The 17,891-nt window shown below is 32.5% G+C and carries 11 protein-coding genes; 5 read left to right on the top strand and 6 right to left on the bottom strand.

From position 1 onward, the window contains the following. The first annotated feature begins 30 nt into the window (after positions 1-30). The 4 genes from KO527_RS13855 to KO527_RS13840 all read left to right on the top strand — a co-directional run bounded on the left by KO527_RS13855 (position 31) and on the right by KO527_RS13840 (position 6,795). Positions 31-972 carry a glycerophosphodiester phosphodiesterase family protein gene (locus KO527_RS13855; protein WP_216040874.1) on the top strand — a complete coding sequence of 314 codons (942 nt, stop codon included), beginning with the start codon at positions 31-33 and terminating at the stop codon, positions 970-972. Between the two features lies 1 nt (position 973). Then, a complete protein-coding gene (locus KO527_RS13850) occupies positions 974-1,318 on the top strand; it encodes a VOC family protein (protein ID WP_216040873.1) in 345 nt (114 codons plus the stop codon). A gap of 564 nt (positions 1,319-1,882) precedes the next feature. Then, entirely contained in the window at positions 1,883-4,513 is a 2,631-nt protein-coding gene (locus KO527_RS13845; RefSeq protein ID WP_216040872.1) for a TonB-dependent receptor, read from the top strand. Positions 4,514-4,665: 152 nt separating this feature from the next. Continuing rightward, positions 4,666-6,795 (top strand): winged helix-turn-helix domain-containing protein, encoded by a 2,130-nt coding sequence (locus tag KO527_RS13840; RefSeq protein WP_216040871.1) that lies wholly within the window; start codon positions 4,666-4,668, stop codon positions 6,793-6,795. An 81-nt stretch (positions 6,796-6,876) separates the two neighbouring features. Here the strand turns inward: KO527_RS13840 and KO527_RS13835 are convergent, their stop codons facing one another. From KO527_RS13835 to KO527_RS13820, 4 genes are all read right to left on the bottom strand, one after another. After that, positions 6,877-8,019: a pre-peptidase C-terminal domain-containing protein gene (locus KO527_RS13835; RefSeq protein ID WP_216040870.1), complete on the bottom strand. Its 1,143-nt coding sequence runs from the start codon at positions 8,017-8,019 to the stop codon at positions 6,877-6,879. Positions 8,020-8,265: 246 nt separating this feature from the next. Then, positions 8,266-8,874 carry a hypothetical protein gene (locus KO527_RS13830; protein ID WP_216040869.1) on the bottom strand — a complete coding sequence of 203 codons (609 nt, stop codon included), beginning with the start codon at positions 8,872-8,874 and terminating at the stop codon, positions 8,266-8,268. A 66-nt stretch (positions 8,875-8,940) separates the two neighbouring features. Further along, a complete protein-coding gene (locus tag KO527_RS13825; protein WP_216040868.1) occupies positions 8,941-11,448 on the bottom strand; it encodes a M6 family metalloprotease domain-containing protein in 2,508 nt (835 codons plus the stop codon). 818 nt (positions 11,449-12,266) lie between these two features. Beyond that, positions 12,267-14,309 (bottom strand): GEVED domain-containing protein, encoded by a 2,043-nt coding sequence (locus KO527_RS13820; RefSeq protein WP_216040867.1) that lies wholly within the window; start codon positions 14,307-14,309, stop codon positions 12,267-12,269. A 452-nt stretch (positions 14,310-14,761) separates the two neighbouring features. Between KO527_RS13820 and KO527_RS13815 the strand changes: the two genes are divergently transcribed. Next, entirely contained in the window at positions 14,762-15,046 is a 285-nt protein-coding gene (locus tag KO527_RS13815; protein WP_216040866.1) for a hypothetical protein, read from the top strand. A gap of 71 nt (positions 15,047-15,117) precedes the next feature. Here the strand turns inward: KO527_RS13815 and KO527_RS13810 are convergent, their stop codons facing one another. Continuing rightward, entirely contained in the window at positions 15,118-16,962 is a 1,845-nt protein-coding gene (locus KO527_RS13810; protein WP_216040865.1) for a GGDEF domain-containing protein, read from the bottom strand. Beyond that, positions 16,959-17,849 carry a hypothetical protein gene (locus tag KO527_RS13805; protein WP_216040864.1) on the bottom strand — a complete coding sequence of 297 codons (891 nt, stop codon included), beginning with the start codon at positions 17,847-17,849 and terminating at the stop codon, positions 16,959-16,961. The genes KO527_RS13810 and KO527_RS13805 overlap by 4 nt, the downstream gene beginning before the upstream one ends. Positions 17,850-17,891: the final 42 nt, after the last annotated feature.

Genomic DNA, 17,891 nt, shown 5'->3' with positions numbered 1-17,891 from the left:
ATTTCAAAAATAATCATAAAAACATAAATTTTGAAAAAGTTTCTTTTATTAATAATCATTGCTATTTCTGTAATTGGCATTTATGTGGTGCAATCCCCTACTCTGCCTTTATTGTTTAAAGGGGAATTAGTTGCTTATCGAGGCGGTGGTCAAAATATTGATTACGATAATATGGATAAATCATCTTGTGGTGCAAATAATCAATTAATATCTGAAAATCCATATATAGAAAATACGCTGCAAAGTATTAAACATGCTGTAGACAGTGGATTTAAAATCATACATTTAAATGTGCATTATACACGTGATAATAAGTTTGCCGTTTTTCATGATTGGAAGGTCGACTGTGCGACAGATGGCAAAGGTAAAGTGGCTAAAATGACATTAGAGGAGCTGATAAAACTTGATGTTGGTTATAATGCGACTTCAGATCAAGGTAGTTCATTTAAGTTCAGAGGTAAAGGGGTCAAAATGCCATCTTTATCTCAAGTTTTTACAGAGTTTCCGAAGAAAAGATACTGGATCAACTTAAAAAATCCAAATCAATATTCTATACCTGCATTAAACGAGTTTGTTCAAGCTTCTAATATTAAATATAACAATGAAATTTTATATATTGGTAATAGTCTTATGATAGAGACATTCGACAAAATAAGCCCTAAAGCACAAGTCATTAGCTTCAACTCAAACAAACAATGCTTTATTGATTATACTTTATATGGATGGAGTAAAAAATTCCCTGATACTTGTAAAAATACTACAATCATAGTGCCACCTGATTTAGGAAAATACATATGGGGCTGGCCAAATAAATTTGCTGCATTAGCGCAGCATAATGGCAGTAAAGTGTATGCTTGGGCTAAACATAACCCGTATATTAATCAGTATGATAATACTGAAAATGGTATTGGTTTAGTTTTAGGCGATATTGCAGGTTTTACGAATTATAAATACAACAATAAGGATATGTAATATGCATCACAAAATTAATTATATAGAGATCCCAGTTAAAGATATTAAAGAAACTAAATCATTCTTTACAAAAGCTTTTTCTTGGTCGTTTATTGACTATGGCGAAGAGTATTGCAGTATCAGTAATAGCGGCATTGATGCTGGATTCTATAAAGCAGATTTAACCATGTCACAAAATACAGGCAGTGCTTTGGTTGTTCTTTACAGTAATGATTTAGAAGAGACACAAGCTAAAATAGAGAAAAATGGCGGTGAGATCACCAAAGCTATTTTTAGTTTTCCTGGTGGAAGACGTTTTCACTTTACAGATCTTAATAATAACGAATATGCAGTGTGGTCTCAGTAATACTTCAAATTAAACCCATGCACTTTAGCTACAGCACCGAAAAAACAATGTATTACTAGCGGTCTTTTTAGCAGGTTTTTAAAACCGGCTTTATTTTAAATTTATTCCAATTTAGTTTTTTATATTAATTAGAACCTCATTTTGTTGTACAGTTACAAAGTAATGTCAAATTTTAAACATGTAATCGTTTTAAAAGCGGTTAATAACCTTTCTTGCAAATTTAATATCTGTATTAATAACTCAAAAAGTTAAAAACCATTATCGTTTTTATTTTTAAAACGATAAATCTATAATTATTGATCATTAAAAATCATAAAAAAGTATATCGAAAAAAAGCTAAAACCTATCTTCAATTACAGATAAATAAACTTACCCATTAAATTATGTATTTATAAACAATAACTTAAATAGATAAGGTGTTAATTATTAAATAGATAAGAAAAGTATCAATTGACTTATTTTATCGTTTTTTAGCCTCTTACAGTACCAAATCTTAAATTGTATATTTTATGTAAACCAATAAAGCGTTTTAGCAATTCGCAAATTTAACATAAGGGATACAACATGTCGTATATCAAAACTGATGGCGTTAAAATGTCTAGAAACTTGTTAATGATGACAATAAGTTCATTATTAACAGCATCTTCATTTAATACTTTAGCAGCAGTAGAGCAAAGCTCCGAAGAAGAAATAGAACAAATCCAAATTACAGGTTCACGGATTTTACGTACCGATTTGGAATCAGCCAAACCAGTTACAGTGATAACTAAAGCTGACATTCAAGCGACAGGCTTGAATGATATTGCAAGTGTATTATCACAGAGTATCTTTAACTCTGCGGGATCGACTGTGGCGCATGCTAATAATTCTTCAGGTAATTTTTCTGCTTCAAATTTGAGAGGTTTAGGTTCAAATCGTACTTTAACTTTGGTAAATGGCAGACGTGTTGCGGGTTCATCTTCGAGTTATGGCAATAGTGTCAATGTTAATTTGATACCGTTAGAAGTAGTTGAACGCATCGATATTTTAAGAGATGGTGCATCCTCTATTTATGGTTCAGATGCTATGGGCGGTGTTATCAATATTATTACTAAAAAAGATTATGAAGGCATTCAAGTATCGGTTAATGCTTCAAAAGCAACCCAAGGAGGCGCTGATCAAACTGGTGGTTCATTAACATATGGTACAAGCAATGATAAAAGTTCAATCTTAGTTGTGCTAGAGCATCAAAAAAATGGCAGTTTACTTGGCGGTGATCGCCCTCACCTTGATGCTGAGCACAATCCTAAGCGTTGGAGTAATAGTTACTCTCCTTGGGGAACTTACTATATTAATGGTGATTATTATGGTGATGATACCTCAAGTCCGCTATGTCCGGAAGAAAATGTCACTCAAACAAGCTATGGCGAAGGGTGTGGTTATGATGTTATGGATGGAAAGTTTTATTTACCTGAAATTGATAAAACATCTGCATTCATTAGTTTTAATTACGACATCTCTGATGATTTAGAGTTCTACAATACCATTTTATATACCAGAGATGAAACATTCACTTCTTCTACACCAATGTGGGCAGAAGGTACAATGTCTGCAGATAACATTAATAACCCTACTAGGACAACATCTGATCCACAATCTATCCATTTTATGCATTATATGGAAGGTTCAGTTCCAAGAGAGTTTTCGTTTGATACGAGCTTATTTGATGTAAATACCGGCATTAATTGGATGTCAGACGAAGGCACTCTATCAATTAACCTTTCTCACAGTAAAGATTCTTTTGTTCAAGAGTCTAATTATTATTACTTTACTGATAAATTTCAAACAGCTGTAGATGAAGGACTTTATAATCCTTTAGCACCTGCTGGCGGTGAGATGGCTACCGAAGCTGTATTAGATTCTTTTAGACATACGCAACATCGTATTGGATCAAGCATTTCAAAAGGTATTAATATTGATTGGGCAGGTATTGCACCATTTGAATTAACTGGTGGTGAAATTGGTTATGCGATAGGTGGTGAATATCGTAAATTAACATTATCAGATCAACAAGATGCAATGTCTAATTCTGGCAGTGTTAAAGGCGCTTATGGTGGAGATACTGTAGGTGAACGTAATTATAAAGCGGCATATGTTGAGTTGGAGTTACCTTTCACCGAAACGTTAACAATTTCGGCTGCAACACGTTATGATCAATACAGTTTACCGGATCAAGGACAACTTTCTAGTAGCCTTTCTGCTCGGTATGAGGCAACTGAAGATCTTATTCTTAGGGCATCTTACAGTGAAGGTTTCAGAGTTGCAGATATTAATGAAGCTGTGGGCGAAGAAAGTGTGGGATTTCAGCATTTTGTAGATCCAAAATATTGTAACCCCGTTCCTGTTGAAGAGCGTGCTGACTCACCGTTTTGTCGTGATGTAAATGAAGCTGTACGAACTTTTTCTAATCCGAATTTAAAACCAGAACTTTCAGAGCAAATATCAGCGGGTTTAGCTTTAAACATAACTGATGATATCAGCTTAACGCTTGATTACTGGGCGATGGAAATTACTAATCAAATTACTTCTATTGGTGCTAAAACCATTTTAGACGAAGAGTACTTAGGTAATTTAGGAAATTATGACGGCCTTTATGTCAATCGTGATTTAAATGAGCAAGATTGGCGACAAGAAATTCAAGAGATTGGGTCAACTACCACTAATTATCTTGGCTTAGAAACATCTGGTATTGATTTATCTGTTACTACAAAATTTGATTTAGACAATTTAGGTTCATTTAAAATAGGCCTAGAAGGGAGTTATATTTTAGAATACAAGTTTCAAGAAACTTCAGTTGACCCAGTATATGATTATGTTGGTTACTATAACCGTCCTGAATTTAGAGCAAGTTTAAATACCAATTATTATTATGATAACTTTCAAGCTTTCGCTAATTTTAGACACGTAGATTCATTTATGGGGGAAACACCAGAAGATGAAGTTGAAGGGACTCAGTGGTTAGACTTTCCATCTATGACCACGTTAAACGTCGGCGTTGGTTATACTTTCGAAGACTTAGGTCAAATACAACTTATATCTAGTAATGTGCTTGATAAAATGCCACCTGTCAACACTGATTTGAGGCATGGATATAGTTATCAGATACATAGTATTATGGGTCGCACCGTTCAATTAATTTATAGTCAAAACTTTTAAGCAGTTTCCCAATCTTAAATATCATTAATGTTATTTAAGTAACTCTAGCCAAAGGAAGCGCTCCCCTAAGTGCTTCCTTTTTTACTTACATTATGACCTCATAAGTTGAAATTTTATTTTAAGCACTCTAAACTGATTAAAAAGAACAAAATATGATAGATTTTGAACAATCTTTTAGCATAGAAACTTTTATTGTAAATCCTAAAATGGATACTTTAAGCTATCAAGGTCAAACGGTAGAAGTGCAATCAATGGGAATGAAGGTTTTATGCTATTTGGCTACACATCAAGACAAAGTCATTTCACGAGACGATCTTAGAGAGCACGTTTGGCAAAATACCACAGCATCAAACCATACCATTAATAATTATATCTATAGTCTTCGTCGTATATTTTCTAAATTTGATCCTGATACAAAATACATTCACACTGTCACTGGTGGTAAAGGAAATGGCTATCGATTAATCGCTAAGATAGAACAAATACAGGGAAGTGAATCTACCTATGCTGAAGTTGTGTCAAGTAACACTCCGGCTGTAAAATCGCTGTTTAATAAAATAAATATTTTTAAACTTTTATTAATAGCATTAATTACAATTACACTACTATTTTTTTATTTGAGCGATTATAACATAAACACTGACTATAATAATGTCACTGTGCTTACCAAACAAATTGGTAGAGAACAAAGCCCCGCTGTTAGTGATGATGGTACATTACTTTTGTATGCTAATCGTAAAAACAGAGATAAATATTGGACATTATATGCAAGTCATACAAACAACTTAGACAAAGCTGTAAAAGTATTTGATAAACAAAATACAAGTGAAAACTTTGTTAGTATTTCCCCCAATAATAAATACATTGCATTCATGCGTTATAAAAGTAATCACAGTGGTATTTATATCGCAGACTTTAACCCTCAAACGTTAAAAGCTCATAACCCTAAATTGATAATAAGATTACAAAAAGGAAATTTTACACCTTCTATTTCTTGGCTTAATAACCGCCAGTTTTATTACAATATGAAAGAAGCTGAAACAGCACCGCGTAAGTTTTATTTATATGATTTAGTATTAAATACCTCTGAGCAAATCAGTGCTCCACCAATCAATACTAACGGAGATTTTGCCGGTACGATTTCACCAGATAAAAAATTGTTTGCGATTATGCGTTCAAATAAAGATTTAGGCTTTGAGGTTCATCTTTTAAATATTCAAACAAATGATTTAACCCCTACCCCAATTAAAATTAACGAAAAAAGAGTTAACATCAGCTTTAGTGATGATAACAAGGCCATTTATTTCATCGATAATAAAGGATATTTATCTCAATTTAATATTTCAACAAGTGAAATATCTCGAATTACTTCCCTCGCTTATGCCGGTTATTGGCCTTTAAAAGTGCCCGGTAAAGAACAATTTATAATGCAACAAGATTGGGGGTTGTCCTCATTAACAACACGTATTATAAAACATTCCAATCCTCTTAAAGGAGGAGACGGAAAATCTAAAGTCGTGCTTGAAAATGGTATGTCTATTCGGTCAATTGCTAAAGTTGAGGACGGTTTATTATTTGCCAGTATTAAACCGAATCACCAAATTGAACTTTGGCGATTAAATGATAAATCGGCAAAAAAACTAACACAATTTAATGAAAAAACAGAATATACATATCCGCTTAGTATCAATTGGTTACAAGGAAGTGAAAAAGCAGTGCTATCAATAAATAATAGCTGCCGTTTAATTAATATTAATACTGGTAAAGATATTCCACTATGCCCCGATGGAGAAAATGTTTATTCCGCTCGTTTTTCAAATGTGAGTGATGATATTTATTTAGCCGGTACTAAATTTGACCAACCCTATGCTGTTAGGATGGGCAGTAGCGGGTTTCCATTAAAGTCATTAGATGCATTAGCTGATGTAAATTTAATCATTCAAGATTCACAAGATATATTTTATTACAGTGAATATGACACATACGATATATATCGCTATAACAGTAAAACGGCTACTAAAGAAAAATTAATAACACGAACATATTTAAATAACCCCTACTCCACAAATGACTTTGTTGTTACACAAACTGGAATTTATTTTATGGATCGCGTCGCTGTCAGAAATAATGCGATTTATTTTTATGATTTTGAAAAGAAGACAACGCAGTTCGTTATCCCTAGTAAAGACAATTATCCTAATCTAGTACTGAGTGATGATGAAAGCGAAATCTTCTTAATCCAATCATATGATAACGATACAAATTTAATCTTGGTGGAGTAATTTTGTCAGCCTAAGTTATAGTAGAGATTATGACTTAGGCGTATTAAATCTAATTGATTTAATGTTTATTAATTAACTGTATTAATTGTCCCAACTGGCAAGTAAATTGACATTATCAAAATCTGAAAAAGCATTAAGTAAAATATACCATTTGCCAGAAGTCGTAGTTAAATTATCACATGTTTCATTATTACCAGCCTTCCAAGGTCGACAATCAAACTGTGTTAATGTTGGCGCATTATTATATTGCACGTATAAATCAACATCTCCTGTACCAGAGTATGTTTTTACTACTACGTTTTTAGCATTACTTGGTAAATCAAAATAGTATTCAGAACTAGTATTTACTTTGGCTGATACTTGAATACTTTGTCCATTTTTCAACTCTAACGCATTTATTGGAGTCAAAGGGGTATCACGCTTAACAATAGTCACATCATCAATTTTAATGTTAGTACGGTTGTAAAACCTAAAACGTAATGAATCCTCATTTACGTCAAAACGTAAAGCACCATTATCTTCGTTGTATCTAAATTCACTTCCCGCTACACAGCAATTTTCAATTTTATATGGCGCACGCCCACCTAAACCATTAACAATATAATATACATCAGATTTATTGATCCTCTCGTAATGATGATCGTGGGCCGATAAAACAACATCGGCTCCCCAAGATTTAAAATCAAATTGTAAAGTTTGATTACTGCCATGGCGACCACTTGAATAGGGAGAGTGGTGTAAGAACACAATTTTCCAGTATGCTGTAGATGCTTTTAGTGATGTCTCTAACCAATCTATTTGAGTATTACTGATTTCATCGCTATTGATAGTGAAAAATTCAATATTTTGATGATTAAATTTATAGTGTTCGGATATGCATGGAAATACTTCATCATAGCCATTACGTCCTCTCCAATCGTGGTTTCCATAAGTAGGAAAGAACCTGTTTTCGTCACAATTACTACTGATATGATCGATAAAATAGGGTAATACAGACTTTGTATAATCATTTTCATAATCATTATCACCCAAAGTTAATATCAAATCAGGATCCCAATAATTAATCATTTGGCTGACTTCTGTTAAGGGAGTACCTACTTCACCAAAATCACCGATAACTGCAAAGGTAGTCTCTGATGCACTGGATTTAAGACCGAATACAATTAAAAGTAAAATCAATAGTGCATTAAAAGTTTGTGTAGATATAGAATGTGTTTTTGTCATACTGCTACCTCATATATAAAATAAACCACATCAATATGGTTTATGTGCCTTTGAATTAGGCCCGTTAAATATATAAAATATGTATTATTTCTTTATGACAAAAACAACTTAAAGTACTGTTTATTAATAAAATAATATAATTAATGATCATATGATTTTTTATGATATATACAGTTTTTAATTTTTTAAAATAGCACCAGTAAAAACTTATTGATGCTATTTTTTATAAACGATTATACTTTTCGTCTAATCGCTAGTTTGTTTCGTAGGTTTGATATGATTATCTCTTCGTTGTTGAACGTGGTGTTGTCTCTGCGGTTTAATAATTTTATTTCTACGCTTATATTCAGCAATATTTTCTTTATATTGTAAGATTTGCACCTGTGTCATAAAGCTAAAAAGGTTATTTTGATAAGCTAAATTAATTTGGTAAAGTTGATCACGATACTCTTTCGGTGAAATTCTATTTCTTTTAGTCACAAGTGCTTTTCTTTGTTTTGTATAAAATGACAATTGTGATTGATATTTTGCTATTTGCTCTGAGGATAAATCTAAATTATCAATAGGCGTCTTTCTTTTTCTAACTAGTGGTTTTTTATGTGAGTGAGTGTTAATTCCACTATGTCGTGAATGACCACTGTGTGTATGATGTTCATGACCATGATTTTTTGACAGTGATTGGTTATCTAACCCCGGTATTTGTTTATTTTCTAAAGATATATTTTTTGTATGGTTTATTGTTGTGTTAGTTAGTTTTTGTTGATTCATGTTAGTTTCAATCGATTCATAGTATGACACTGTTAATATAAATATTGTTAAAGCTAATGCAGTTGGTAATATAAATGTACGAATCATGTTTGCTTTCCTTGTTATGCAAATGAGCGCTTTGAATCATCAAAGCGCTATTCTTAGATCAATATATTAATTTACTGTGATAGTGACATTGCCATTATTGATACCATTGGTTCGACCTCTAATACTAATAAACCATGTGCCAGCATTTGGATTGACTAGATTGACATGTGAACCACCAGAATCTCTCACATCATAAGTTCTTGCGGTTGCTTCACTTCCTTCTCGGAGCATTAACATTGCTGAACCACCATTCTTGTCTAGCTCAACAGATATTTCGCTAGAATTTGCTGGCACCAGTATAGAAAAGTGTTGGTATCCATTAGCATCTACATTGACAGCATACTCCTCAATCAGTGGTTCTTTAGAGCAATTATTACATGCTCCAGCATCACCTAATAACACCGTATAATCTTCAATCTCGCCTTCAAAACCTCCTGTTGAAGTAGGCGTACCATAAGACATTGCAATACGTAAACGTGTTATTAAACCTGTATCAGATCCAAGATTAGAAATGATACCCTCAACATCGTTAGCTCTCGTGTCGCTTTGGTAAACAATTTCATTGTTAGAAAATTCATAATCACCGTTTAGATCAACCCACGCAATCCAGTTTTCACCTGCATTACCTGAAGCACTTAGGGTAATCTCATCGCCCTCTTTAATGGTAATAATATCGTTATTAGAAAAGTCACCATAACCATTATCGTTGCCAGTTGTGTTGGTTATCCCTGCAATTGAAACGCTATCTATATGCTCCCAATTAGTATTATTTGTTTCAGGTACTTGATATCCATTCACTGGACAATTATTTGTTGATTCACAAGGTTGTTGATTATTTTCAAAATCAAATATTTTGATATTATTGGCATAGCCACCATCAATTTTTATTTCTACATTTGTTCCATTAGTTTCTACATCCGCGACCGTTAAACAATTATCATTTTGGTCAACAAAAACTACTTTATCTCCATTATCCCAATCTGCACTGTAACTTGAGCCATTAGGTGTGATCCAAGCGTAAGGTGCGCGAAGTGCAAAATCAGGGTAGCGTTCACCTGCTTCATTTAGCCAATAAAAACCAACTGTTTGATCAGAACCTGCGTTAGCAATACTTAAGGTAGATGAACCATTGCCTTTAGTATAAGGCCTTTCAGCTTCACAATAAGTGGGTAAACTATTGTCGGAGAAATCAACTTTTATATCGGCAGTCATTATTTCGCCTGGAGCACTTATATTAGTGATAGATAAACCACTTTCAGAAAAGTCATAATAACGGGTACTAGGATAAGTGGATGTCGAAATACCTGCAATACTATTGGAAAATAAGTCTTCATAGTCTGACGAGCCGCCCTTTTCCATTTCCCATGAACCGTCAGCTTGTGCTAATGCAATAACTGAATGAGAATATTGATCACAAGTACCGGAGGATGCTGCAACAAAAGGATCATCTGGGAATGAACAACCATGTTTAGTACCATTAGCCCATGAGTTTTCATCAATATGCCAAATTGCTAAGCCTGAAGCATCAATCCCTGCGTCAAAGCTATTTGGATTTTGATAACGGTTTTCAATTAAGTAATATTCTTTTGGATCATCAGGGATTGCCACTTTATACACTGTTGGGTTAGACGATGAAGCTGCTTTAATTTGAACTTGATTCATATTATCCCCGGCCTCTAATTCAATTGGCGTAACCCAATTCATTATCACTTTAGAAAATGCAGTCATATGTGCAGGACGCGTATAGTCATTTGTTACGTAATCAGGGTTAATCTCTCCATCCGACGTGCGATAAGGAATAGACCCTAAATGATTACCTTTCCCCATCAACCCCCATAGGCTTATTCCTTCACTACCATTTGCACCATATAAATCAGGGAACCAATCATCACCTAATCGATTACCAAAGCCACTATGTACTAATTCATGAGTTAATAAACCAATAGGTGTAAGGCCATCAACGTTGTCACTTCTTAATTCAGGGATTAAAGTAATGCGTTCTACTTCTACAAACCGGTTGGCGTCGCTGGCACACCTATCATTGGTTCTGCCATTTATATTTTCATAATCAAGTGACATATTGACAGGCCACACATTGGTATCTTGACCTAAAGGGTCATTTTCATCATAGCCTTGATATACAACTGCAACTGAGTCTACGATACAATCACCATCAGCATCATAAGCAGAGTAATCAACTGATGGATCTGATTGTGTTATTGCATGTAATGCAAGTTGCGCATAATTTTTATCCCAGTCTGCATTTTGTGGATCATTCTCTCCATAATAATCATGACTTTCTGGCATTGTGAACCAGCCATATGCCTTACCAGTAACATTAAATTGCCCATAACTCACTTCATTAAAGTAATCGTTCACATCATATTGACTATTAAACAATTTGTTTTCAATTTCTGAAGCTGTTGCTGTTGTAGTTGTATCACTGTAATTGACTAAAATCAGTGGGACTTTCATTTGTCCTACTTCTAATAAGGTTTGTGCGTTAGAAATACAGCTGAGAGTAATTGCTGAAGTAGTTGCAATCAGTTTCATTGTATTATTGAGTTTAAACATGAATATCACCTCTTTATTGTATATTATTGTTATTACTGCTTAAGATTGCATTCAATATACGGTAGAGCTGCGTTTTATGTAAACAAGAGGTAAATTTGGATGAAATAATCATTTAAACTAATAAAATATAAATTTATAAAATACCCATATACATTTAAGTATCTGAATTTAATGGAAATATATTAAGTGTTTATTATTTTATTTTTAGAAGTTTGTTACGCTAAATTATTTATGATTATTCTTATTGATAAAATGTATGACAATAAAAGATCATTAATTATAAAAAATACATAAATTAATGTGTATTAATTTAGTTTTGATCATTAAAAAGTCAGTTGTTAAATTATAGGTGCTGCTGAAAAGCTTTTAAAAAACATTAAATCTTAGTACAAAATTAATAAATGTTGATGATCTGTCATCAAGCAACTTTTAATAAAAACTTATTACATATTTTCAGTGTTAAATAATTTCGCTCTATTGTTGTGTATTTTTACCTTTTTAAACAAGTTAAATAAGGGGGAATATAGTTAATAGCACAGCACCGCATGATTCATAAAGTGTATATTTTATGAATGAACAAATCGGAATTTATGTTAAAAACTCACTTTAAATAGACGCTATATTAATTGAAGGTTTACTGAGGAGGCGTTACGTGAAAAGAGAAACAATACATATTGAAAAAGACAGTATTGTTTCTGGAATACAACTTATTTTAATTTTTTAATGATATTTACTAATACTTTAAATATTAATTTAATACTTCGTACATTTTTTTGTAAAACTATTTTGCTTTTATAGTCGTTTAGCTGTACTTATCATCAATGCATTTGTACTTTTACTTCTACCCAAGCACTTGGTGTACCAGGCTCTCCACCTTTATCAAGTGTGGTGATTGTAAAAGCGCCCCATTTATCTGTAAAGCTTTTTCCTTTTAATAATGAGCCATCTTCAAAATCATCAAAATCGTCATATTCATCGTTTAAATCATCTGGAAATGTATTTGGTGTCATATCTAATAAGTATGAAACACCATAATAGAATGAGCGTGAATCTTCATCAGGGAAATAGCCTTCAACGTTAATTTGGACACCGTCTGTATCAGCCCCATCTTTTGTACGGTATTCAATCCAATATGTAATGTCATCATTTGCCGACTTTATTCTGAGCCCAATATCTCGATTGGTACTTTGTCCAGTGCCTTGCTCTAATGCATATATTTTATAAATACCACTTTCGCTAATGAGAGGTACTCTATCTTTGATATTCCAACTTTTAAAAAAGTTTTTATAATATAAGTTAAAGCTACCGAAATCCCATGCGCTATTGCCCATCATACTAAACTTATTTCCATATTGGATTCTTTCAGCTTCATAATTACCAACACCAAATACACTGTCTTGTCCATCTAGACCTTGTGCATGATGTAACCCCATAGCATGCCCCATCTCATGAGCGATTCCGCCAGCTTGAGAGCGTTCATCATATGTATCATACACTCTAATTGCACCAGGGTTGACTCCTGCCTTGATACCAAAATCAGAAATTTGGGGAGAAATAATTAAATAAATCGTATCATCTTCAATATTTTCAAATTGCGACTCTCCTAAATTAATTAACTTCTGAGCATAATATTCTTTCCATTCATTTGAACTTATATTGTGCCAATCTGATTGCTTTTGATTTATTGTGATAATTTCAGAGTGTATTTGATAATTAACATCAAACTGTCCATATGACTGTTCATTAAAATAATCTTTTATTTCGTTTAACTCTGAACGGATTCGAGTGTCCGTCCATGTTAAAGGTACATCGGTGAATTCAAACTTGAAAACTTTTACATTTACTTCTTCATGGGTCCATTGAACATGAGAACCATAATTTTTTTCGTTAGGAGGTGGCGGCACAGGATTATTAGAATTTGATTGTACGTTTGCAGTGTAATCTTCTATTTCACCATAATTAAAACCACTCGCATCCGCTTTACCATCTCCATTCATTGCTATTCTCATTCTGGCGTACCCAGCATCAATGTCAGATAGATTGATTTCACCTGCAACTTGGTTATCACCTATATCATTGCCTGTAAAAATTATTTCATCGTTATCAAATAAACCATTTTTATCTGCATCAACCCAAACAGACCAATTGGTTGTCCAACGACTAACAGGTGTTAGCACAATAGAGTCGCCATCACTTATATTAAAGGTTTTATGTGTTATATCTGCATATCCATTGTTTGAACCCGTGGCATGACTTTCATTATTAAATTGCACATTTGCAATATGCTCATTTTGACCACTTTGTGGCGTTTGCAGTAAATTATAGTCATGCTCTTCATCAGTACCGCTATTATTATCATTAACAATATTGACGTAATAGTCATTAAAGTCTCCATAACCATTAAAGTTACAAGAATCACTATTAACGTTATCATCATGGATCATGATGCGCATCTCAGTATTATTCAAATTTAAGTTTGCTGGTAAATCTAAATTTACTAGAACAGCTTCATTAGTTCTTTGCTCTGTTGTAAAGATTTGCTCATTAGGATCTTCGAAATCACCATCATTATTTAAATCTAACCATATAGTCCAATTATCATCATATTCATGTTCACTAAAACCTGGTTTTAGTGTTAATAAATCACCATTTTTCATGTGTGAATCATTTACCAAATTATTATTATTAATTGTAATATTATCTATAAACTCATAACTATTATTAGCTGATATTGCACATGCCGCATAAGTATTATGTGCATAAATTGCAGTTAAGCTGATCATCATCGCAAGCTTTAATTTTGTAAAACGATGCAAAGATGGTTGTATAGCCGCACAACCTAAAATTTTGTTCTTATACATAAAATTGTCTCCGTAATGCCCTGACTGTATGTTTAAAGTTAAGGACAAGTGTTAAATGAAATATTTTCAAACCTAGCCACCCTAGTGTAGTTAGGGTGATAAAAGTACAGATTCGTTAATATTATGTTGCTAAGTAAAGCGAGGAGATTGTTGTTTATTTATATGAAAATGTAAAAAATGCAATGAAAAGCGATAATTTATGATTGTTTAAACTGCATTTTAAATAAAAATTTGTGATTAAGTTTATGTAATTGACTGAATTTAATATATATTATTATTCGTGTACTTTATGGGCTTTGCCATTTTTTAAAGTCAAAATTTGATAAATAATTTCTTAAATGATCAGTAACTGAGAGTTAGCATTAACTTATTGATAAAAAATGACAATATAAATGATTAAATTGAACATAAATTATCAAAAACATGAAATTTTAATCAAAAGGAAACTGTAAATGGAAATTATTTTATTACTTATTCTAATCGTATTGCTTTTAATATATAAAGAAATTAAAGCATTAAATGTATTTCAAATTGTAGAAACAGACACTTTTATATCAAATGTTAAACAGTTAACAATGCCTATTGTTATTGAACATAAACTAAAATTCAATTGCACAGCGCAATACTGGTATAGCGTTAAATACGATAATTTGTGTTTCAAAACCAAATTAAGTAAACAATTAGCATTACCAGATAATGTTGTGTTAATGAAAGCGAAATCAAAGTGGGCTTATTAAATGAGGTTATATAAACCAAAAAAATATTTAGCCGCAATAAAATAAGTCTGATAATTTGAGAAATAAGTACGTTACTTAAATTTAATATTACCGGATATGTTTGAATTAACGATGATTTCTTGATTTTTTATCACTTTTTTGATGTCTAAGATAACTTGCTCTGGTGAGCTTAGGTTTTGTTGAGTCTCAAAACCCACCCAGGCATTGCGTTGATTTTCTTTGGCGGCATATAATGCAATATCAGCGAGTTCTATGATGTTTTCCCAATTATACTGTTCGGGTTCATTTTTATTAAAAGGATAATGTGAATAGCCCATAGAGCATGTAAGCTGTATTTTTTTATCTGTATTTTCATTAAGTGTAATTATATTTTTTTCAATATTATTACGTAATTGCTCTGCAAATATTTGTGCTTGATTTAGTTCGAAATCCTTTAAGATAATTAAAAATTCTTCGCCACCCCAACGGACTAACAAGTCTGATTCTCTTATATTACTTTTAAGGGTATTACTGACTTGTTGCAACACAGCATCACCCGCTGTATGACCGTAGGTATCATTAATATTTTTAAAATGATCTATGTCTACAAGCATAACTACGAGATATTGTTCCCCTTGCCCTTGATAAAATTTTCGACGTACATGCGCAAGTTCATTATCTATCAATGCATGTAAATAGTGTCGATTGTATAAACCAGTTAGGCTATCTGTATTGCTCAACTTTTCTAATAGTATATTTTTAGTTTCTAATTCTTGAGTTCTTGTTTTAACTAAGGATTCTAAGTGTTTAAACACTTTATCTCTTTGCCATAAGTAATACAAAATAAGGCTAATTATAATGGCTAAAATACTAAATAACAGCCATTTTCTAAATTGAAGTTCTTGCTCTCGATGTAGTTGTTGCTTTTCAAATGCTTGTTTTGCTAGTTTTGCTTTTGATAGTAGAGACTCTTTTTCAAGCAGTACAATTCGTTGTTGCTTACGAGCAAGGTTATGTATTATTTCCAGTTGTAATAGCTTGTTGTTTCTTTTTTTCAAAGCCAGTGCATTGGTGGTTAATGTATAACGTTGTAAATATAGAAATGCTTGTTGATAGTTATTCGCTTGTAAATACGCTTTTGATAAAATATCTTGTAACTGTGCCTGTAAATATAAAAAACGTGTGCCAAGCGTATAGTTTAAAAGTTTTTTTGCTTGTGAAATGGCAAATTTAAAATTGCCATTGTGCATACTTAAGCGGGTTAATATCACTTGATGTTCAAGTTGTTTGTCTTCTGAAAGTAAATTTAATGTGGACAGTTTTATTCTATCTAAAATTCGCTCTGCTTGTTGTTTATCACCTAGCTCCAATGCAATTTGTGCGCTATAAATTGAAGCTAAGTTAAAATAGCTGGTATCATTTGAAACAAGTGCTTTAACTTGAGAAAACTGCTTAATTGATTGGCGAAAACTGCCTTTGTAATAAAATAAACGTCCTTTTAATATCAATGATTTTAAATATAGTGTCTGATCACTGTTTTTCGTTATTTCAATACACATATTCACTTGATTTAATGCTTCATTGAACTTTTCAAGTGCGAGACTTAGTTTTGCCTGCGATAACAGTACGCTAGCTTTTGTTGTACTATCTAATTTTTCAGCTAGTCGCTGCGCATTGTCTAAGGCTTTAATTGCATCAAAATATGAGTCATATTCTAAATAGATCCCTGCCATTATCTGTAAAGCAGCCACTTTATCACTATCATTCGCGGTATGTGTGATAAAGGTTTCAAGATCGGGTAATAAAATAGAAGATGATAAGAGTTTATTTTTTAAAGAAAGATTTCGATACCTTTCTTGTAGTTCATGAAAACCCTGCTGTGCAAAACAGAGCGTAGGTGAAGTTATAAAAAATAGCACTACTACTAAATTTTTCATAGAACCAACATCTGCTTATTAATAATATCCCAATTCTTAACTTTAGAATTCATTACACCTGCTTGCTCATATAACTTTCTAATTTTTCCTAATTTTCGCATTATTGTTAAACCTTTTTGTAATGCCTCAAATACTTCCTTTCCTCTGGGATGCCTTTTACTCACAACAAAATGCCTAGAATCAGGTAATACAATTTTTAAATTATTAATTGGTTGGTACAGTTTATCTTTAAAAATCATGTTTAAATCATTACTGACACTGAAGTTTACCAACATTAAATCAACGATATTTGCATCCAACATCGCGATCATGTTTTCCCATGGTCCAATAAAGTTAACCATAGTCATAGGGCTATTTAAAAGCGCGCGCCAATCCGCTAACCAACGTGGATTGGCAACAATTTTAAATTCGGATAAAGCGTCTATTTTTATATCTTTTAAATCCTTATTGGCGATATTGTAATAAAGGCCTGCTTCAAATTCTCCATATTTTATAACTGGCTCTGAGATATATAATGAGCCCTGATAATCTACGCTGGTTTGCAACCACATACTGCGGCCAAACATTAATATTGTGCCATCAACAATGGGGGCTATTTCACCTAAATTTGCCATGTCATGAGGTTCAAATATAATGGGTTCTTTTAGTCCGCCTAAATGTAAGGCTTGTTGTAAAATGATCATTTCGATAATTTCAAGATGTGAACCATCGGAGGTTGGTTTAAAATTTTCTATTTCTAAAGGGCTTAAACTACCTAATACTTCATTATATCTCTTTTGAAAGTTTTCATTTTTTAACACTGCAGCTTTTAAAGTGTTGGCCTGAATATGGCCAGGTATAAATAAAAGAATACACATTAGATATGTATTAAGTTTGAATGAAGTCACTGCTCACCTGCTATTATTGATCTTTGGCTAGGTTTAAATAGT

The sequence above is a fragment of the Pseudoalteromonas sp. C2R02 genome (genome assembly GCF_018860845.1).
Classification (GTDB): domain Bacteria; phylum Pseudomonadota; class Gammaproteobacteria; order Enterobacterales; family Alteromonadaceae; genus Pseudoalteromonas.
Note: the sequence above shows the minus strand (reverse complement) of the source record. Positions and strands in the feature narration are given on the sequence as shown.

What these genes read in the sequence shown, in the direction of transcription:
- KO527_RS13850 (WP_216040873.1), top strand. Translation starts at nt 974, where the DNA reads ATGCATCACAAAATTAATTATATAGAGATCCCAGTTAAAGATATTAAA.
- KO527_RS13845 (WP_216040872.1), top strand. Translation starts at nt 1,883, where the DNA reads ATGTCGTATATCAAAACTGATGGCGTTAAAATGTCTAGAAACTTGTTA.
- KO527_RS13840 (WP_216040871.1), top strand. Translation starts at nt 4,666, where the DNA reads ATGATAGATTTTGAACAATCTTTTAGCATAGAAACTTTTATTGTAAAT.
- KO527_RS13835 (WP_216040870.1), bottom strand. Translation starts at nt 8,019, where the DNA reads ATGACAAAAACACATTCTATATCTACACAAACTTTTAATGCACTATTG.
- KO527_RS13830 (WP_216040869.1), bottom strand. Translation starts at nt 8,874, where the DNA reads ATGATTCGTACATTTATATTACCAACTGCATTAGCTTTAACAATATTT.
- KO527_RS13825 (WP_216040868.1), bottom strand. Translation starts at nt 11,448, where the DNA reads ATGTTTAAACTCAATAATACAATGAAACTGATTGCAACTACTTCAGCA.
- KO527_RS13820 (WP_216040867.1), bottom strand. Translation starts at nt 14,309, where the DNA reads ATGTATAAGAACAAAATTTTAGGTTGTGCGGCTATACAACCATCTTTG.
- KO527_RS13815 (WP_216040866.1), top strand. Translation starts at nt 14,762, where the DNA reads ATGGAAATTATTTTATTACTTATTCTAATCGTATTGCTTTTAATATAT.
- KO527_RS13810 (WP_216040865.1), bottom strand. Translation starts at nt 16,962, where the DNA reads ATGAAAAATTTAGTAGTAGTGCTATTTTTTATAACTTCACCTACGCTC.